We start from the raw sequence: 19,101 nt of genomic DNA, 5'->3' as shown, positions 1-19,101 counted from the left end.
CATGGGAGTTATCTCTGGTGCGAGTTTTTTATTTCAGCCTAGGGCGTCAAGCAATGGCTGCACTTGGCCTAACTTAGCCATTCAATCTCATTAAGATCAAAATCAAGATCGAGATCGATCTCCGCCAAGTCCTCTGGATCGGCCACCTTCTTCAGGGAGGCAAGGGATTGTTTTGAAGGCTTGCGACTTTGGGGAGTTGGGCGCTTGATATCCGACAGTGTAGCCTTCTCGATGCGCGTCCTTTCTTTGAGGGCATTGGGGTTGACGTATTCTAGGAAGAAGTTTACTGTTTCCTGTTTTACCCAGCCATTGAGGACAGCCAAGGCACCGAAGCGATAGTTCACCTGCCACTGCTCCTTGAGAATTTGTTTTATTTGCTCTTCCGTCAATAAGCCTGCCTTTTTCAGGTAAAAACCAATCGGCCGTTTTGCTTTGTCTTGGATCAGTTTTGGCCACTCTTCTACAAAAAAGTCAATGGTTTTTTGGGGCAACCAACCATGGAGGGCAACAATTTCACCAAAGCGCAAGTTGGTATAAATGCTTTTTTCCATTAAGGCGACTTGGAGTTGGCCTCGTGTAATTAACCCCGCCTTCAGTAGTAATTCACCAATTCTCATGATTGCCCCTACGAGTAGAAAATCATCAACTTTCAACAACAATGGGACATCAATTGGGTACAGCCCCTTTCACAGAGATCGAACATCCTTGCAGCAGCCAACGCCGCTGTAGGACGGGTCACACATTTTTGTGCTTATTGTGTTTAGGCACAATATGTTATGACATATTTCAGAAAAGGGCTGCCGTTTTTTCAAGGACATACATCCGTTACTCTTGACAGTACCTCTCACAATAGCTGAAGTTACGCGAAACTCCTAATTGTAATAAATCTTAATACAGCTTTTTTCAGAGGGATCTCTTCACACGAATTCAGCGTGGCCAGTACAGCTCTTTTAAGAGAAGCTAGATGTTCGGATGTCAGTTTAGCCAAGGCTGAAAAAGCGGCAAAAATGCTCACCTCATCCTGTGTGAGCGGTTAATTAGTGATTGAGCATCCACGGGCGACCACAGGAGTGCTGCTGAAAGCGGGGAGGCTTGGGTTCTTGGGGCGATCGCTGCACCAGTTCTGGGTCACTCCCCCGCGAGGGTCGGGGTAAGGAAGAAGAGAGATTTACCGCTGGTACGGAAAAATACGTCGGCCAAGCTGCTGACACTCTGGACAAAAGGCGGGTTCACTAGATTGGGCGAGCGATCGCCATTCCTCAAAAATGCCACACGTAGAGCAGCGAAACTCATAAAGGGGCATCTTTCATCACCGGGATTGACTGAAACCACTGCGGGGATCTCTGGATGCCAGCGATTATGCCCCGGCAGTTCTTGCTGATCCATGGGCTTAGTCAAATCCACTTTGAACAGGGTCTTCGGCATAGGGACGGACTCCAACGATTAGCAGTGTGCTCACCTGTAACTCAGTACCCATGAGCAATTATTGAGATGTTGTTTAGATTTAGTATTGGAGCAGGTCTTCAGGACAGCTGTATCTCCAGATACGAAAACAGTGTTAGACTTCGTCAAAGTAGCTGCTCAAATGGGAACGGTGGGTCAAGTGATCCGCCAAGGGGCGATCGCCAGCCAACAAAAACAAGCCCGTGCCCTCGAAGTGTTGACAGCGATGGCAGAAAATTTAGAACGCTATCGCCAAGCCATCCAAGCGTGGGGCGAGTCCTTTCCCTTTAATGCTGCTGAACCCATTGAATCCTTGACGGTGAAGCACGCTGTCCCCCCTGCCCCAAGGTCACACACAATTTTTGCCACCGATGGCTCGCAAATTGCCCCCAGTCACCACGAAATTGCCTATTGCTATTTGATTAATGTGGGACGGGTGGCGATCGCCTACGGTCAAGGGCAACGCCCCCATTTAGATAGTGTGCCGCAGTTGGTTTATGACCCCGATGAATTGGGGCGATCGCGGGGCTGGGGACTCACCATAGAAGACTGGTTACGCTACCGCCGCACTCAAGCGGAAATTCTTGCCCTTGTTGAACTCATTCAAACGCAAAACAAGAAAGCCCCCCGCCTAGCACTCGTGGATGGTTCACTGATTTTCTGGGCGTGGGAATCACTGCCGCCAATGGTGCGTGAGGAATTGTTGACGCCCATCTTAGCTGCTTGGGATGAATTGCGCGCGAAGCGAATTCCCTTGGTGGGCTATGTCAGCGCCTCTCGCAGTCATGAAACGGTGAATTTTCTGCGCTTGGGGGTTTGCCCCTACCCTGAACCCAACTGTGCCCTCCACTGTGGTCAGACAAGTCAGACTGGCCTCGAGGCGACTCGCGATCGCCCCCCTTGTCAAGTCTTTGATCCCCTGCGGGATGTGCTCCTCTGGCAAGCACACTTGGCACCGCAACAGTATAGTTCCCTCTGGCGCAGCCGCAGTCGCATTCTGGAACATTACGGTGAACATCAGATCTACGTTGCCTACCTCCACGGTGGCTCGGAAGTGGTGCGTTTGGAAGTTCCTCAATGGGTGGCGCGGGATGCAGACCTGTGGCAACAGGCAGTTGCGTTGACGGCAGCACAAATTGAAAAAGGGCGGGGTTACCCCGTGGCATTAGCAGAAGCCCACAATTTAGCCGTTGTGCGCGGCAGCGATCGCCAACGCTTTTTTGCTTTACTGGAACGGGAACTGATTAAAGCAGGACACTGGCATGTGGCTCCTTCCCCCAAAGAGCAACGCAAACGCCAAAGTATTGCCTAGGTGGCTGCTGTGTGTTGGTTTAGGCATCGCGGGCTGGGGAACGCAGTTGGCGCTACCGCCAGTAAGCGGGTGGTTCTTGGCCTTCATAGGAATTGTGCCCCTGTGGTGGCAGTGTCAGGTTTTATCGCCACTGTGGGCAGCGATCGCCGGCCTGTGTTGGGGACTAGGGTTCTACGGCAGTAGCTTAGTCTGGGTGTGGGATTTGCATCCCCTGACGTGGATTGGCATTGCGCCAGTGCCCAGTTGGTTGATCTCGCGGGGGATTTGGCTCTTCCTAAGTGGTTGGGGGGCAGTCCTGAGTGGGAGTTGGGCTTTTTTGATGGCACGCTATGGGGTGCAGCGATCTGCCCCTTGGCAACTTCGGTGGGGTGTCACCCTTTGGTGTGCCCTTGAAGCCCTCTGGAGCTATTCGCCCCTGTGGTGGATTAGTTTATCCCTGACCCAAAGTCCAACGGGACTCCTTCAACTGGGTCGTCTGGCAGGACCCACCACGATTACGGCAGTCGTGATGACACTGAATGGCTTGGTCACCCTCAGTCTGCAGCGGCACACATGGGCAAAGCGATGGCTCGTTGTTACTCTTTTGGGGGCGATCGCCCTCAATGCTGTTTTAGGCGCTAGGGTCATGGCGGATCAAGGGGAACCCCTACGGGTGGGTTTGATCCAAGGCAATATCCCAACGCGGGAAAAGCTCACGCCAGAGGGTATCCGCCGCGCTTGGCAGGACTATCCCCGTGGCTATCGCCAACTGGTGGTTCTAGGGGTTGATGCCGTCTTGACTCCGGAAGGGGCACTGCCGATTTTGTGGCAACCACACCAAGTCAATCCCATCACCAGCGCTGTTCGCGAGGCAGGGGTTCCCCTGTGGTTAGGGACATTCATGGAGACGCTAGGGGGGCATCATCAGGTGCTCCTGACCCTCGATGGGCAGGGGGAGATTTACAGTCGCTACAACAAAGTCAACCTTGTTCTTTTGGGGGAATATATTCCCGATTGGCTGGCGGGGGTAGTACAGCGGTTATCCACGTTGCGATCGCGCCTCCTGCCGGGGAACCCTGATCAGGTCTTTACCACCCCTTGGGGCAACGCCGTTGTCCTGATTTGCTTTGAATCTGCCTTTTCCCACCGCAGCCGCTGGCAACTGGTTCATGGGGGGCAGTTTATCCTCAGTGTTGCCAACAATGATCCCTACCGTCGCCAACTGATGACCCAGCACCATGGCCATGATGTGTTGCGAGCCGTCGAGGGCGATCGCTGGCTTGTGCGCTCCACGAATACGGGTCTTTCTGCGGTGATTGCGCCTACAGGGGAAACTGTTTGGCTCTCCAATGCCGATGAGTTTGTGATTCATGCGGCAACGATTTTGCGGCGGCAAACCCAGACTCTCTACACTCGCTATGGGGATTGGTTGCTACCCCTCTTGCTGGGGATGCTTAGCTTATCCGTTCTTCGACAACGAGTGTCGCACTGACCCATTCGCCGCGATCGCCATAGGTGCGAATGAGGCGCTGCCGCTGTCCTTCTGCCCACAACCAGCCCACCTCCACAAAAAAGGGGTGACGAAAGGACACCTGCAAGGGGGTTAGGCTAGAGGTACCGTCGGGGAGCAACAAAAGCTGCTTGGGTTGATCCGTATCCGTAAAGAGTAGGCGCGACCCAGCAATTGTGGCCGTTGTTTTCACCTCGTGGTCGGGGGTTTGCAGCAGTTGGTAGAGCCGATCGCCCTCGCGCCAAAGACTTAGATGGGTCGGGGTTTCCGTGGGCGATCGCCAGTCGGCATAGACGGTGTAGGCGGTACCGCGCCATTCCCCTAGGAGTTGATCCACGGTTAAGGGAGGACGTTCAACGGCGTTACTGTGGGCACGAAACTCGCGAATCAGAGTCATGGATTGGAGGTGCTGATTTTTGTCAAAGAGTTGGACAAACCGCAGTCGGCGATCGCCCATGACAAAGCCATACTCCGCACCAAACTCGGCAAAGGGCGCCACCTGCAACGATCCCTTAGAAAAAGCCCCCGTCGGAAAAAAGACATTTTGGCGGCCAATGGTGGCATACTCCTGCACCGTTTCACTGGTGGGGGGCTGATCGAGACCATTGCCAAAGCGTCGCAGTTCAAAGCGCACCCGTTGACCGTCAGCAGTATCAGCCAAGATCAGAATTGAAGGGACAGAGGTTCCCAGTTCACCGCTGGGGCTGACCGCCGTAAAGGAGCCATGCCATTCCCCAAGGTTTTTGCGAAAGTTGTTCCAGTTCGTTGTCATCGATACCTATCGCCGCTGTCTGCCATCACCATGGTATAGAAAAGGTGCACAGTAGATTTAGATCTTGGCAACGCTCAAGGGGCTAGCGATCGCCTACGGTCAGAAAAAACTTTGATAGGATGGGGAGTGTCAGGGCGCTGACAAACGATCGCCATTGGGAGACCCGTGCATGACCACCGACCTCTTTGATTCAGGGGCTGGTCGCATTCTGATAGTCGATGATACCCCCGAAAATGTTGAAGTTCTCACAACGCTGCTGCAACTGGAAGGCTACGATGTGCGCGGTGCCATTAGTGGCCAAATGGCGCTCATGGGGATTGAGGCCGAACCCCCGGATGTCATTCTCTTGGACATCATGATGCCTGATATGAATGGCTACGAGGTCTGTCAAACCCTGAAGGAGAATCCCAAGACCAAGCATATCCCCATTATTTTCATTAGTGCCCTCGATGATGTCTTTGACAAGGTCAAGGCCTTTGAGATTGGCGGTGCCGACTACATCACCAAACCCTTTCAGCAGGCGGAGGTGCTGGCACGGGTAAAAAATCAGTTGACGATCGCTCTCCTACAGCGGAAGCTGCGGCAAAAAAATGCCCTCTTGCAAAAGCAAAACCAGCAGTTGCAGGAAATCGTCGAGGAGCGGCGTGACTTGGTTTCCTCACTGCAAGCAGCGCAAGAACAGTATCGGCAGATGTTTGAGGAAGCCGTGGTTGGGATTTACCAAAGTTCGCCCGAGGGGGTTTACTTCAAAGTCAACAATGCCTTGGCACGCATCTATGGCTATGCCGATGCTGAAGACTGGCTAGCGGATATAGAACACCATAATCATCGTCCCTACGTGGATGACAGCGCTTGGGAAAAATTCCAACAGCAAATTGAAACTCGTGGCTTTGTGCGCAACTTGGTTTCCAAGGTGTATCGTGCTGACCAAACAATCACCACCATTTGCGAATGCGCCCGCCCCGTCAAAAGTGAGGACGGTCAACTTTTATACTACGAAGGGTTTGTTTTTGAACTGTCCACCCGTAATCCATGAAACGCACGCTGAGCGCACTGTTGGGGAATGCAGCGGTTCACTCCCTTGCTGAATTGGGCGATCGCGCCCCCCACCTGCGTCCCTACCTTCCTGAGCATGCCCTGCTGGTGACTCCCCCCACCCCAGAAGCGGGGGCAGAAGTGATTGCCTATGCCCGGCGCCAAGGCTGGCGAGTGTTGCCCATTGGAGCAGGCACCAAACTCAACTGGCTCGGGAACACCCCCAAGGCAGATATTTTTCTGCGGACAACGGCGTGGCAGAAGCTCATTGATCATGCGGCTGCCGATATGACCGTCACCACCCAAGTGGGTATTCCCTTTCAGCAGCTCCAGCACCACCTAGCACCCGCAGGACAATGGATTGCCGCAGATCCCCTCTTTCGAGAAACGGCCACCCTTGGCGGCTGCTTGGCCACCCAAAGCAATGGCACACTACGGCAGCGGTATGGGTCATGGCGCGATCAATTGTTGGGGGTGAAGTTCATTCGCAGTGATGGCCAAATCGTCAAAGCGGGAGGGCGGGTGGTCAAAAATGTTGCCGGCTACGACCTGATGAAACTCCTGATCGGCAGCTATGGCACACTGGGGATTCTGACAGAGGTGACGCTGCGGGTGTATCCTCTGCCGGATGCGGTACAAATCTGGCAGTTGCGGGGGGAAGTCTCTGCTTTGGCCAAGGGACTTGAGGTGATTTTGACGAGTTCCCTTGCGCCCGCGCGGTGTGTATTGCGCCTTGAACCACGGGGGACGCTGCTGTTGGAATTGGAATTCCATACCCTGCGGGAAGTGATTGCTGCGGGTACGTTGGGCGATCGCCTGAGTCAGATTGCCCAGACCCATAATCTGCAACTGGAACCCCAAGCCCCTCTAGGCATTACCCTCAACCCCACCCCCGATCAAGTGACTCTCAAAATCGGTGTGCCTCTAAGCGAAATGTTGCCCGCTCTCACCCAGCTTCAGCAGTTGGCAAGGGAATTGGCCTGCGAGTGCCGAGGCGAAATGAGTGCAGGGGTCGGTTACGCCTATCTCCACGGACAGGAGGAGCATCTCCGTCAACTCATTCTCAGGCTGCGCCAAGGGCTACCACGGGGCTATGTCACCGTCTTAGCCGCCCCCCTGAACCTCAAGCAGCAACTCGATCCTTGGGATTATCGCGGGAATGCCCTTGAATTGATGCGGAAGCTTAAGCAACAATTGGATGCAACGGGTGTCTTTGGCACTGGCGTTTTTGTCGGCAATCTTTAGGCCATTTCAATGACTGCAATTGATCCTGTGACAGGCTTTGATGCCCAGTCACCCCCTGATCCACACCTGATTGATGCCTGTGTCCACTGCGGGTTTTGCCTCTCCACCTGTCCTAGCTATCGGGTGTTGGGTACTGAAATGGACTCTCCCCGTGGTCGTATCTATCTCATGGATGCCATTCATGAGGAACAGGTGCAACTGGCGGATGTCGTACAGCACTTTGACTCCTGTTTGGGTTGCTTGGCCTGCGTCACCACCTGTCCATCGGGGGTTGAGTACGATAAGTTGATTGCGGCCACGCGGGTTCAAGTGCAGCGCCATTATCAGCGGCCTGTGGGCGATCGCTGGTTGCGGCAGTTGATTTTCCAAACGCTGCCCTATCCCCAACGGCTGCGTGCCCTCCTGTGGCCGCTCTGGCTCTACCAAAAAATAGGCTTGGCCAATCTCGAAAAGCGGCTGGGACTCCTGAAACGGCTTTTGCCCAAGTCCCTTGCGGCCATGTATCAAATGCTACCGCCCCTTTCAGTTAAAACATTTCGCGATCGCTCCCCTGAAGTCCTGCCTGCCCAAGGGAAACAGCGTGGCCGCGTGGGGGTGATTCTGGGCTGTGTCCAACGGCTCTTTTTGCCGGAAGTGAATGAAGCCACGATCTCCGTCTTAAGTGCCAATGGCTTTGAGGTGGTGCTGCCGCCGCAACAGGGATGCTGTGGTGCCCTGCCCCATCACCAAGGGGAGGAGGATCAGGCGCAAACCCTTGCGCGCCAAATGATTGACTGTTTTGCAGCGGCCAAGGTGGATGCGGTTTTAATCAACGCCTCGGGTTGTGGCCACACCCTCAAGGAATATCATCGCCTTTTGGCTGCCGATCCAGAGTACCGCGATCGCGCCCGTGACTTTGTGCAAAAGGTGGAGGATGTGCAGGTCTTTTTGGTCAAACAGGGCTTGGTGACACCGCTCCACCCCCTGGGCGATCGCCCCTTGACCTTGGTCTATCAAGATGCCTGCCACATGATCCACGGCCAAAAGATTCGCCTTGAACCGCGGCAACTGCTGCGACAAATTCCCCAAGTGCAACTGCGCGAACCCCTCGATGCAGCCCTGTGCTGTGGCAGTGCCGGGGTTTACAACATTCTTCAACCCGATGTCGCAGCGGAATTGGGACGCCAAAAGGTACGCAACCTGCTGAATACTCGCCCTGATGTCATTGTCTCAGCCAATGTGGGCTGCACCGTGCAATTGCGGCAGTATCTCCAAGAGCAGAGTAGCTCCGTGCCCATTTACCACCCGATGCAACTGCTAGACTTGGCGATTCGTGGTGAGCAACTTCCGTCCTAGGCCATATTCGGGGGGGCACTGAGGATTGCGCGCACTTGAGCTAGTAACCATTCTCGCCCCACTTCCCAGCCTCGTTCGCCATCCGCCTCAAGGATCATCAGGCTATCCACTGGCTCTGCCGCCAACAGTTGAAACAAAAGGGGAATAATTGGCATGGGCACTGGGATCACTTGTTCATCACAGGCCTCTTGAGCCATGGCTTCACTACCGTAGGCGTGGATCACATTTTTTTGCTGGTGGGGGGGCTGCTGTTCCTCAAGGGTAATCACCTGCCACTGACCATCGGGAGTTTGCAGGACGTAGTAAACCGTTTGCCCGTAGCGCTGGGCTTCCTCGTAGAGAATGGGGGCGATCGCCTGTACCGCCGCCACAGTCGCAGGGTCATCGGGGGCGTTGGCAATCAGTTCATCCACTTGGGTCAGTAAATCCACAACGCCTCCTTTAGGAGTTATAAAAAACTATTCCTTGGCCTCAAGGGCATCGAGATCAAGGGCACGAGAGCCACCCGTACTTAAAATGGTCAGCACTTTCCCCAGTTGATACCACACCAAAAGGGCGGTGGCGATCGTCAGCACAAAGGCAATGACCATACTCAGCCCTGCACCAAAGCCATAGGTCCACAATCCCGCCATCAGGAAGAGCCAGATACCAATGGAAATCCCCAAGTAGGGCAACTGAAGTTGGGGGCCGCGCAATTGACTCAGAACACGGGTGGAGCGACTGCGGTTCCATTCTTGGACACTCTGCTTGAGGGTGGCTTCAAAGGCTTTACCACTGGTCAACCCCATAAAAATACCCGCCAGTAGCAAGACAATGGGTGGATCAAACACGGGATACCTAATCCTTCTTGGACACTCAGGAACGTTGATAACCGCTGCCAACCCTTAGCTGGCCACCACCAAGGAATTGCTGTCTTCTTCTTTACCGAGCGTGTGGGAGACAGAGGCCTTGAGGGCTTCCCATGCCACATCAATCAAGAAGAGCGGACGCAGATCAGACTTGACCAAATTCCAAAGGCGTTGCACCTCTTCGGTGTGGAGACGGTCATCTTCGGTTAACGCTAGCACAATTTGCCGCCGCAGGTACTGCCCCTCCTCAGAAAAGAGATACTGCAAGCCCAAGGTGGCCGTTGGCGCGAGGTTAAAGTGCTGATCCTGCCGGGCGATCGCAATTAGGTTTTCTAGGCGTTGCCACTGCAGACGACCATCCTTGAAGAGGACATCCAATAACCGTCGCCGCAGTTGGGGCGATTCTCCTTGCAGCAGACGCCGTGCCACATAGGGATAGCTGACATCAACAATGCGGAAGTTAGGGTTGAGACACAGGGCAATGCCCTCTTGGGTGACTAGAGAGCGAATGATCAGGGCAAACTTAGCGGGAACCCGGAAGGGATAGGCATACATCAACTCGGAGAAGCGATCGGTGATCACTTTGAAGTTGAATTCCCGCACACTGGAGCCAATCACCTCTTCAAAGACCGACTCAAGGGCAGGGATAATCGGCGTAATATCCGTTTCCGGGGTCAAAAAGCCCAGTTTGACAAAGTCTGTCGCCAAGGCTTGATAGTCCTTGTTCACCAAATGAACGACGGCATCCACCAAGGATTCTTTAGTGCTCTCCTCCAGTTGATCCATCATGCCGAAGTCAATGTAGGCCATACGGCCATCGGGCATGGCGAAGAGATTCCCCGGATGCGGATCCGCATGGAAAAAGCCAAATTCCAAGAGTTGCCGCAAACCAGAAATCACGCCAACACGGATCAGCTCATCGGGATTGACGCCCGCCGCCACCATACAATCCGTACGGGTGAGTTTAATGCCATGGATCCACTCCAGCGTAAGCACGTGCTCCGTGGTGTATTCCCAATAGATTTTCGGTACCTTGACCGTGGGATCATCGCGGAAGTTGGCAGCAAATTTCTCGGCATTGCGCCCTTCATTGAGGTAGTCAATTTCCTCGTAGAGCTTGCGGCCAAATTCATCGACAATGTCTCGCAAATCATGGCAGAGGTTAATCGGTAGCCAAGGCTTGACCCACTGCACCAAAAGGCGAATCAAGAAGAGATCGCGGGTAATCACGGGCAAAAGGTTGGGACGCTGCACCTTGACGGCCACTTCTTCACCACTGTGGAGTTTGGCTCGATAGACTTGGCCGAGACTGGCGGCGGCCACCGGTTGGGGTGAGAATTCGGCAAAAATATCCCCTAGGTTTAAGCGCAGATCTCGCTCAATAATGGCAATAGCAATCTCATTGGCAAAGGGGGGCAATTTGTCCTGAAGGAGCGTCAGTTCTTCGAGGTAGTCGGGACAAATCAAATCGGGGCGAGTGGAGAGGGCTTGACCGACTTTAATGAAGGTTGGGCCTAAACGGATTAGGAGTTTGCGCAGTTGCATTGCCCGCAAAGGACGCTGACTTTCCTGTTGCCCTAACCACTTGTCCCACTGCAATAACAGCCAAAATGTTAGGAAAGAGACCGCAATGTTCAGGAACCGCCAGATAACTCGCCAGGGATGTCGCCAGTAGTAGCGGGCGATCGCCTCAGGATCATACCGACGATGACCAGCACTAGGGACAGCAGAAATACGGGCAGTCACAGCTTTCTCACCTTATTCTCTGAAACCCAACTTACTACACCCCTCTTGCTTTGCCATGGGTGTTTCCACGGAGCGCTTTTGGGAACACTGTAAGCAACCATTGCAATGATGAGGATTTTGTTGATCCCCGGTGCTAGAGGAGCTGATCTTTTGAGGTTTGCTTAAATATAGTATAGAAAACTACACATAAGCCCTGCCGATCAATAAAATTCTTAACAAAAGTTTAAGATTGAAGGTTCCAGCAATTCAGCCGTTGGTTGACTTAGGTACAGCCGCTCGAACTGAATTTCAATAGGTTCGCTGGTGCGGATTTGCCGATAATGGTACCGTAGGGCATCTTCTTATTCACACTTTTCCATGGCCAACAGGATCATTGCCACATCTGTTCTTGAGGAGTTGTTGGCGCGGTTGCCTCGCTTGCGATCGCAACTGTACTTCAAGACATCGCTGACGGCGCTTTCCCATGCAATGGAGGATCAGGTTTTGGCCAATGAGGATGCGCCGATTATTATTGCCTGCTTTCAGCGGGAACGCTTTTATCGCCAAGAAGCCCATCGCTACCGCCGTATTGCCACCAAGTCCCACCACGTTTACGTTTTGGCTGCCCCGGAAACCGAGTTTAAGAACTGCTCGGGAGACTATGAAATGGTTGCCTTTGATCCCGCCGATGCCCTCAGTCAAGAATGGCATTTGACCGTCTTGGGCAAAAATTACAGCACTTGCTTGGTCTGCCGCGAAGTCCAGCGATCGCCTGCCCAGCGCTTGGATGTGTTGCCGCCGATGGATGCGGCGCGTCGTTTTGAGGGCATTTGGACCTTTGATCGGCAGGTGGCAGCGACAACCGCTGAAATCCTCCTCAACCGTATTCGGGAGTACCGCCCTGAACTGAAGGAGAAACTCAAGGAAGGTCTGGCATGGGTTGAGACCTATCGCCAAGTGGCGGGGTGCAATAGTGATCCTGCCCCCTTTGCCGATCGCCTAGTGACCTATCTCCAAGCTGGCCAGTACAAGCAAATCAAGGCCTACCGCCAAATTGCCATTCAAGAGCGCAAGGAACGCCTCACCAATGCAATTACCACGGCGATTCGCAACTCCCTTAATCCCACAGAAATTCTCACTCGTGCGGTGGCAGAACTAGGGGAAGCCCTCAAGGGCGATCGCTGTCTCATTTACCGTTGCCGCAGTACCGATACTCGCGTGCGCATTGAGCACGAGTACACCAGCGGTGCCCTACTGCCATTGCAGTACCAGTATTGGCCCGTGAGTGAGCACCCCTACACCCAGCAGGCACTGGCGCATCAGCAGGTGATTCAGGTGGATGACGTAGCCGCCGATCCCCACTACGAGGCGACCCGTTTCAAACCCCTCGAGGCCGCCGGCGTCAAAGCCCTCCTACTGGCGCCTGTTCTCTATCAAGGGCGGCTGTTGGGCATTGTTGAACTCCACCGCGGCGAACCGCTGCCGTGGCACGATATGGACGCAGAATTAGTGGAGGCGATCGCCACCCAAGTGGGGGTTGCCCTGATTCAGGCGGAGGCCTACGCAGATCTGGAGGAACTCAACGCGCAACTGGAGGCCTTAGATCGCACCCGCAGTAATCTGATTGCAATTACGGGTCATGAACTGCGCACGCCCCTTTCGACTATTCAAGTCTGCCTCGAAAGTCTAGCGAGTGAACCCGATATGGATTCAGAACTGCGGCAGGTGATGTTGAGTACGGCTCTCGCTGATGCTGAGCGCATGCGGAAACTGATTCAGGACTTCCTTACCCTCTCGCAGTTGGAAAGTGGCCGGGTGCAGTGGCGACCGGAACCCCTCCCCCTCCAAGAACTGGTGGATCTAGCCCTCAGTAGTCTGCGCACCCCCAAGGATCAACTACCGACCATTCGCACAGTCTTGCCCAAGGAATTGCCCTTGATCCGAGCAGATGGCGAATGGCTAGTGGAGGTGCTCTCGAAGCTACTCGATAATGCCTGCAAGTTTACGGAACAGTCGGGTCAGGTTTCCATTGCTGCCAAGCCTCGTCCCGATGGTCTATTGGAAGTGACGGTTGCCGATACGGGGCGCGGTATTGAGCCGGATCGCTTGGAAACGATTTTTGATCGCTTTTATCAGGAGGAGGGAGCACTGCGGCGCTCTACGGGTGGGACGGGCTTGGGTCTCGCGATCTGTCGCCAGATCATTACCAATTTGGGGGGGCAAATTTGGGCGGAGTCGGCGGGGCGCGATCGCGGTAGTGAGTTTCACTTTACGATTCCCATTGCTGAGCCTTTTTCTGGATAGGGGCTGCCAAGCCTCCTAAGATAGACAACAACGAGTGGTCAGCCAACCATGAGCCAATCCTTTGCCGATACCGCGATTGACATTTTGATTGACTTGGCTGAGCGGGGGGAAATTGACCCTTGGGATATTCAAGTGATTGAGGTCTTCGATCGCTGTTTGGCGGAGTTGACACGGCGGGGGGAACCCAATCTCAGTGAATCAGGGCAGGCCTTTTTGTATGCAGCGATGCTGGTGCTCCTGAAGAGCGATCGCCTAGTTGCAGTTGCTGAACCGATGCCCGAGGAAACAGAATTCCCAGAACCGCCAGAGATCAGCGAAAACCAGTCCTTTGTGGTCTTGCCCCATGCCCTAGAGCAGTATTTGCATCGTCGCCCCGTGGCTCCCCCCCAACAACGGCGCCGCGTCACCCTTGAGGAATTGATTGCCCACCTGAAAACCATGGCAGTTCAGAACGACCGTGCAAAGGTGCTGCGGCCGCATCAACCGCGGCGGCGTCGCCGTCCCACAACCCTCAAGGCAATTACCCAACTGGCGCACCAAGAAAACCTGACGGAGATAGCTAACGAAGTAGAAAGTCTCCTCGGAGAAATGGCTCCCGAAGGGACATGGCTAGACTTCCAAGAGCTACTGCGGCGCAAACCCGATCCTGTGGGGGTCTTTTGGGCGCTGCTATTCCTCACTGCCCAGTCTAAGGTGGATCTCCAACAAACCAATTTCTATCAACCCCTACAGGTACGGACGTGTTTAGCTGAAGCGATACGCCTAGAGGCCTAACCTCCCTCTGGCAGAAACGAAAAGCCCAAGGGTTTTACCCGCAGGAGTGCCTCACTCAGGGCAGTGTGGAGATACCCATTCGTCGCTAAAATCCGCCCTGATGTCAGTTGAAAAGGGGATTGATCGTAGGCAGTGACGACGCCCCCAGCTTCACGAACCAGAACCACACCAGCCGCTAAGTCCCAAGGGGACAGACCCCGTTCCCAATAACCATCAAGGCGACCACAGGCAATGTAGGCCAAGTCAATGGCTGCCGCGCCACCCCGCCGTACCCCTTGGCTGAGATGAGTCAGGTAGCAAAATTCCGCATAGTTGTTGTCTTCGGTTTCACGGCGATCGTAGGCAAAGCCCGTGACCAAAAGGCTATGACTCAGTTCTGCGGTGGTGGAAACCTGAATGGGCTGGCGATCGCGGGTGGCACCGAGGCCTGTAGCAGCGCGAAACAGTTCGCGATGAAAGGGATCATAGACGACACCAATGTGGGGTTCTCCCTCTACTAAGAGAGCTACTGACACCGCACTAAAGGGGTATTGATGGGCATAGTTGGTGGTGCCATCCAGAGGATCAATCGCCCACAGAAATGGATTATCCTTCAGTCCCAAAAGACCCGATTCCTCCGCGAGCACCGCATGGTCTGGACAATGGCGATGAATGACATCCAGTACCGCTGCTTCTGACTGGCGATCGGCCACCGTGACGAGGTCACCAGAGCGCCCCTTTTCCTCAATCTCACTCAGTTTGCCCCAATAGTGCTGCAGGACAGCGCCCCCCGCCAAGGCTGCCTCCGTGGCAATTTCTAAATAGCGCTGCCGCTCACTCGCCGGCAGTGGGCAACTCACAGCTGTCATGGATCACTAGTCCTCATCGAGGGGCAGCCCCAGCTGTACCCGTCCCTTGCCAAAGTAGCGGCCAAATTGCAGCTCATAGACCTCATCTTCATCTTGGGTTTCTACCTCAAGGTCAGAGCGGGCATAGCTGACACACAAGAGGGCATAGCCTTGGGCTTGCAGGGCGGGGGAGAGTCCCATGGCTTCAGGTTGATAGACATGGCCAGAGAGAATGCGCACGGCACAGGTAGTACAGGCACCGTTACGACAGGAAAAGGGCAACTCAAGGCCTTGGCTCTCAGCGTATTGCAGGATATAGCGATCGCTCGGAACAGTAATTGTGTACGTCCGCGTGGGTGGATCCCCCGGCTTGAGGGGACGCACGTGAATGGTCACAGTGTAGGTTTGTGGCGTGCTCATGGTCTCGCTATCTTACCGTGAAAAGGGCTGTCAAAGACCTTGCTTCGTCCCTTAGCTACAATACCGCAATCCCAACCTGCTAATGACAATGCTAGGGTAGGAGCGGTTCTATGACCCACATTCGTAGGGAGACCTAAAGTTATGAGTACCTTAGTGGTCATTGCGTTTGATGATGAGTACAAGGCGAACGAAGTATTAATCCAGCTATTAAAACTCCAGCGTGAGCATCTCATTGACCTTGAGGACGCGGCTGTTGTCGTGCGCACCAAAGATGGCAAGGTTAAAATCAACCAGACTCAGGATTTGACCCTCCAGGGGGCCCTTGGCGGTGGCTTTTGGGGGCTGCTCATTGGTCTATTGTTCTTCAATCCCCTCTTGGGCTGGGCTGCGGGTCTTGTGGCCGGGGCGATTTCCGGCAAATTTACCGATATTGGCATTGACGATAATTTCATCAAGGAATTGGGACAAACCATTGCCCCCGGCAGCTCGGCCATCTTTACGTTGGTGCGTCAAGCCACACCCGACAAAGTCCTTGAGGAAATTGCTCCCTTTGGCGGTAAAGTCCTGCGCACCTCCCTGTCAAAAGAGGATGAAGCCAAGTTGCAAGAAGCCCTTAACCGAGGCAATCTGGCCTCCCAATCGCCTGCCCCGAGCGAAGCGACAACCCCCAGTGAAACGGCGAACAGTTAGTTTGTTGAGTTTGTCTTGGGTCTAGCTCTCGCTCTAAATTGATTAGGATAATTTTGAAAGGCTCGGCCATTCCCTAGGTACAGCCCTTTTCCCAAGGATGGAACCCAGGCAACACTGCGCAAGTGAGTGTCGGGAACATTTCAGTTCCTTAACGCCTAAGAAAAGGGCTGTCACTGGGCATTGTGCTCACAGTTAGGGATGCCAATAGGGAGTGTTGGGGAGTGGGAGACGGTGCAGGATCAAACTAAATCAACCGCAGTGATCGCGATCTTAAAACGCTTTGGTGGGCGATCGCGCCAACTCAATCGTCTAGTCCCCCTTGTCCAAAAGCAGTGGTATGCCTGCTTACCTTGGTTGCAACACTGGCAAGTGGTGGCCAGCCTCTCCCTCCTCACCTCCGTCGGGATTTCCGGGCTATCCCTGTGGCTGCTGCTGCGGCAACCGACGACTCCCGGCAATTGTGATTTTGTCCTTTGGCCTTTGGCATCGGCCTCCTTTCGCCTCTACTGCGCCCAACAAGCGGCGGAGCGACACACCCTTGAAGATTTGCTCCATGCCATTGATCTCATTGATGACTTGCCTCGCGATCATCCCCTTGCCCCTGAGATTAATCGCCGCCTAGAAGCGTGGTCAGATCAGGTTTTGGCCTTGGCAGAGGTAGCCTTTCATGAGGGGCAATTACATCGGGCGATCGCCTTTGCGCGGTGGATTCCTCGGGATGTCCAAGCCTATACCAAGGTGGAAGAACGCATTCAACGCTGGCAGGAAATTTGGCAAGAGGGGGAGAGCATCTACCAGCGCGCCGAAGCCGCCTTAAAAAACCTCGAATGGCGAGAAGCTTTTCAAATCTCGCTCCAGTTGCAATTTGTTGCCTGTCGTTATTGGGCACAGGATCAGTTTGGCGCCTTTAATGAGCGGATTATCCGTGCCCAACGGGAAGATCGGCAGTTGGATGAAGCCCGTGCCCTCATGGCACAGGGGGGAGCCGATAACTTGGCCGCTGCCATTGCAATTGTGCGGCGAATTCCCCCCACCAGTGATATTTATGCCGGTGCGCGGCGATTGCTCAATGAGTTGGGTGAACAGTTACTTGCATCAGCAGTGGCGGCTCTGAATCGCTATGACCCCCAAGAGGCAAGGCGCATTGCTGGTTTAATTCCCCGTGATGTCAGGAGTGCCCGCAGCGCTGAGGATGTAGCCAAGCTAGCCGCAGCGGAAGAATTTGCTCAAGCGGGGATGGGACAGGACATTGATCGAGCCATTGCCCAAGCGCGGACGATTACGGCAGAACGCCCCCTCTACTTTGAAGCCCAGCAGGCCATTCGGCGCTGGCAAACAGATTTGCAGGTACTGCGAACCCTCGCAGAAGCTCAAGCCATTGCCCGTGGCGGCACGCTGGATCGCCTCTACCTTGCCCTCAACCGCCTCAACATTCCTTTGGCGGACGCGAGTCCCTACCGCCAAGACCAAATCCGCGATCAGCGACGGCTGTGGCAACGTCAAATCGAGATTGCTGAGGATCAACCCCTGATCGATCAGGCCAACGCCCTTGCCCGCCAAGGCACCCCTGAAGCCCTGCTGCAAGCCCGCCAACTCCTTGAGCGAATTCGTCCCCAGCGTGCCCTCTATGAAACGGCTCAAAATCGCCTCAAAGAACTCTTTCCCCCCGTTGCAACGGAAGCGGTGAGCTGGCAGCCTGATGTGGATACGGCTCGCCTGAATGAAGCCCAGCGCCATGCTCGAGGGGGGCGCGATCGCGACTTTGCTGCTGCCATTGCCATTGCCCAAGAAATCTCCCCCAACTCCAGTGTCTATGCCACCGCCAACCAGTTGATTGTGCAGTGGGGCAATAATATCTTGGAGCAGGCGCGCTATTGGGTGGGGCGGGACAACCAGCAGGCGATCGCCACCGCCGAACTCATCCCCCCCACGCATCCCCTCTACCCAGAGGCGAGGGAATTGATCCGCATTTGGCAAGAGGCGGAACTCCAGTACCCCTTTTAAGGGCTGTTACTGATTCGTGGGGACTTCCACGAGCCGCACCTTTTGGGCCAGACCAATCGCTTGCAATGCCCGAATCGTGATCCACGTAATATCAAATTCCCACCATTGCAGACCGTGACGTGCCGAATGGGGGTAGGTGTGGTGATTGTTGTGCCAGCCTTCGCCAAACGTCAGCAGGGCAACCCACCAACAATTCGTGGAGCGATCGCCCGATTCAAAGGTGCGGTAGCCAAATTTATGGGTGGCACTATTGACAAACCACGTGAGGTGATACACCAGCACAAGGCGGACAAAGATACCCCAGACCACAAAGGGCAGTCCCCCCCACAGATACAGCAAGACCCCTAAAACCACTTGAATGGGCACAAAGTACTGATTCAAAAAGCGATACACCGGATCAGTGTTAATGTCCTTGGTGAGGCGTTCTACCTCTGCCTTGGCGGGCACTTCTTGGAGCATCCAACCCATGTGCGACCACCAAAACCCCTTTTGGGAATTGTGCTGATCCAGTTCTTGATCGGAGTGGAGGTGGTGATTACGGTGGAGGCCAACCCATTCAATAATTCCACCCTCACAGGCCAAGCTGCCGCAAAAGCCAAAAAAGTATTCCAGCCATTTCGGGCACTGGAAACTGCGATGGGTGATCAGGCGATGCCAGCCTAGGGTGATGCCAAGGCCTCCAGACACCCAATAGAGAACAACACACAACAGCACAGCCGGCCAGGAAAACAGCCCCGGTACCAATGCCAGCAACGCTCCCAAATGCACAATGCCCATAAAAAAAATCACCCCCCAATTGGGACGCAGGGGGCGCGCAGGCAACGAAGAAACAGATGTCATAAAACTCTCGAACACATTGACAAACTCAAAGTGGAGTT

Annotated in this window: 18 protein-coding genes and 1 pseudogene; 9 read left to right on the top strand and 10 right to left on the bottom strand. The window is 54.4% G+C overall.

Features of this window, described 5'->3' with window-relative positions; translation table 11 throughout:
• Positions 1-68: 68 nt before the first annotated feature.
• From RHJ31_RS06115 to RHJ31_RS13150, 3 genes and pseudogenes are all read right to left on the bottom strand, one after another.
• The gene (locus RHJ31_RS06115) at positions 69-617 is read right to left on the bottom strand and encodes a hypothetical protein (protein ID WP_302677741.1); all 549 of its coding nucleotides are present in this window, start codon (positions 615-617) and stop codon (positions 69-71) included.
• A gap of 551 nt (positions 618-1,168) precedes the next feature.
• Entirely contained in the window at positions 1,169-1,303 is a 135-nt protein-coding gene (locus RHJ31_RS06110; protein WP_225901716.1) for an FmdB family zinc ribbon protein, read from the bottom strand.
• Between the two features lie 5 nt (positions 1,304-1,308).
• Positions 1,309-1,425: pseudogene (locus RHJ31_RS13150) on the bottom strand (acetamidase/formamidase family protein); the annotation flags it as partial.
• Between the two features lie 160 nt (positions 1,426-1,585).
• Between RHJ31_RS13150 and RHJ31_RS06105 the strand changes: the two are divergent.
• Together RHJ31_RS06105 and lnt are read left to right on the top strand one after the other, a co-directional pair.
• Positions 1,586-2,755, top strand: a complete 1,170-nt coding sequence (locus RHJ31_RS06105; RefSeq protein WP_310438132.1) for a DNA double-strand break repair nuclease NurA — start codon at positions 1,586-1,588, stop codon at positions 2,753-2,755.
• Positions 2,706-4,226, top strand: coding sequence for an apolipoprotein N-acyltransferase (gene lnt, locus RHJ31_RS06100; RefSeq protein ID WP_310445755.1), 1,521 nt, complete (start codon positions 2,706-2,708; stop codon positions 4,224-4,226). Before RHJ31_RS06105 ends, lnt begins: the two co-directional genes overlap by 50 nt.
• Here lnt and RHJ31_RS06095 read toward each other — a convergent pair.
• Complete coding sequence (locus RHJ31_RS06095) at positions 4,189-5,016, bottom strand: DUF3598 family protein (protein WP_302677737.1); 828 nt, start codon at positions 5,014-5,016, stop codon at positions 4,189-4,191. The genes lnt and RHJ31_RS06095 overlap by 38 nt on opposite strands.
• Before the next feature lie 169 nt (positions 5,017-5,185).
• Between RHJ31_RS06095 and RHJ31_RS06090 the strand changes: the two genes are divergently transcribed.
• From RHJ31_RS06090 to RHJ31_RS06080, 3 genes are read left to right on the top strand one after another with little or no spacing between them, the layout of a single operon-like run.
• Positions 5,186-6,052, top strand: a complete 867-nt coding sequence (locus RHJ31_RS06090; RefSeq protein WP_302677736.1) for a response regulator — start codon at positions 5,186-5,188, stop codon at positions 6,050-6,052.
• Positions 6,049-7,296 carry an FAD-binding oxidoreductase gene (locus RHJ31_RS06085; protein ID WP_302677735.1) on the top strand — a complete coding sequence of 416 codons (1,248 nt, stop codon included), beginning with the start codon at positions 6,049-6,051 and terminating at the stop codon, positions 7,294-7,296. The genes RHJ31_RS06090 and RHJ31_RS06085 overlap by 4 nt, the downstream gene beginning before the upstream one ends.
• Positions 7,297-7,305: 9 nt before the next feature.
• The gene (locus RHJ31_RS06080) at positions 7,306-8,631 is read left to right on the top strand and encodes a (Fe-S)-binding protein (protein WP_302677734.1); all 1,326 of its coding nucleotides are present in this window, start codon (positions 7,306-7,308) and stop codon (positions 8,629-8,631) included.
• Here RHJ31_RS06080 and RHJ31_RS06075 read toward each other — a convergent pair.
• The 3 genes from RHJ31_RS06075 to RHJ31_RS06065 are packed head-to-tail and all read right to left on the bottom strand — an operon-like array spanning position 8,628 to position 11,225.
• Entirely contained in the window at positions 8,628-9,062 is a 435-nt protein-coding gene (locus tag RHJ31_RS06075) for a hypothetical protein (RefSeq protein WP_302677733.1), read from the bottom strand. The two genes, RHJ31_RS06080 and RHJ31_RS06075, sit on opposite strands and share 4 nt — an antisense overlap.
• Positions 9,063-9,089: 27 nt before the next feature.
• Positions 9,090-9,461: a hypothetical protein gene (locus RHJ31_RS06070; RefSeq protein ID WP_149818994.1), complete on the bottom strand. Its 372-nt coding sequence runs from the start codon at positions 9,459-9,461 to the stop codon at positions 9,090-9,092.
• A 54-nt stretch (positions 9,462-9,515) separates the two neighbouring features.
• Positions 9,516-11,225, bottom strand: a complete 1,710-nt coding sequence (locus RHJ31_RS06065) for an AarF/ABC1/UbiB kinase family protein (protein ID WP_302677732.1) — start codon at positions 11,223-11,225, stop codon at positions 9,516-9,518.
• A 357-nt stretch (positions 11,226-11,582) separates the two neighbouring features.
• Here RHJ31_RS06065 and RHJ31_RS06060 point away from each other — a divergent pair, with 357 nt between their 5' ends.
• Together RHJ31_RS06060 and RHJ31_RS06055 are read left to right on the top strand one after the other, a co-directional pair.
• On the top strand, positions 11,583-13,508 hold the full coding sequence (locus tag RHJ31_RS06060) for a DICT sensory domain-containing protein (protein WP_302677731.1): 1,926 nt from the start codon (positions 11,583-11,585) through the stop codon (positions 13,506-13,508).
• A 48-nt stretch (positions 13,509-13,556) separates the two neighbouring features.
• Positions 13,557-14,282, top strand: a complete 726-nt coding sequence (locus RHJ31_RS06055; RefSeq protein WP_302677730.1) for a segregation/condensation protein A — start codon at positions 13,557-13,559, stop codon at positions 14,280-14,282.
• Here the strand turns inward: RHJ31_RS06055 and RHJ31_RS06050 are convergent.
• Both RHJ31_RS06050 and RHJ31_RS06045 read right to left on the bottom strand, forming a co-directional pair.
• Positions 14,279-15,130, bottom strand: coding sequence for an inositol monophosphatase family protein (locus RHJ31_RS06050; RefSeq protein ID WP_302677729.1), 852 nt, complete (start codon positions 15,128-15,130; stop codon positions 14,279-14,281). The genes RHJ31_RS06055 and RHJ31_RS06050 overlap by 4 nt on opposite strands.
• A gap of 6 nt (positions 15,131-15,136) precedes the next feature.
• A complete protein-coding gene (locus RHJ31_RS06045; RefSeq protein ID WP_225901556.1) occupies positions 15,137-15,529 on the bottom strand; it encodes a 2Fe-2S iron-sulfur cluster binding domain-containing protein in 393 nt (130 codons plus the stop codon).
• A gap of 141 nt (positions 15,530-15,670) precedes the next feature.
• On the opposite strand from RHJ31_RS06045, the gene RHJ31_RS06040 reads away from it, so the two are divergent.
• Complete coding sequence (locus RHJ31_RS06040; RefSeq protein WP_206200010.1) at positions 15,671-16,219, top strand: DUF1269 domain-containing protein; 549 nt, start codon at positions 15,671-15,673, stop codon at positions 16,217-16,219.
• Positions 16,220-16,450: 231 nt separating this feature from the next.
• Positions 16,451-18,223 (top strand): hypothetical protein, encoded by a 1,773-nt coding sequence (locus RHJ31_RS06035; RefSeq protein ID WP_302677727.1) that lies wholly within the window; start codon positions 16,451-16,453, stop codon positions 18,221-18,223.
• A 6-nt stretch (positions 18,224-18,229) separates the two neighbouring features.
• Here RHJ31_RS06035 and RHJ31_RS06030 read toward each other — a convergent pair whose 3' ends face one another.
• A complete protein-coding gene (locus tag RHJ31_RS06030; protein ID WP_302677726.1) occupies positions 18,230-19,063 on the bottom strand; it encodes an acyl-CoA desaturase in 834 nt (277 codons plus the stop codon).
• Positions 19,064-19,101 lie beyond the last annotated feature (38 nt).

Source organism: Thermosynechococcus sp. JY1331 (assembly GCF_031583475.1).
In the GTDB taxonomy this organism is placed as follows: Bacteria; Cyanobacteriota; Cyanobacteriia; order Thermosynechococcales; family Thermosynechococcaceae; genus Thermosynechococcus.
This window is presented reverse-complemented; position numbering and strand designations above follow the sequence as displayed.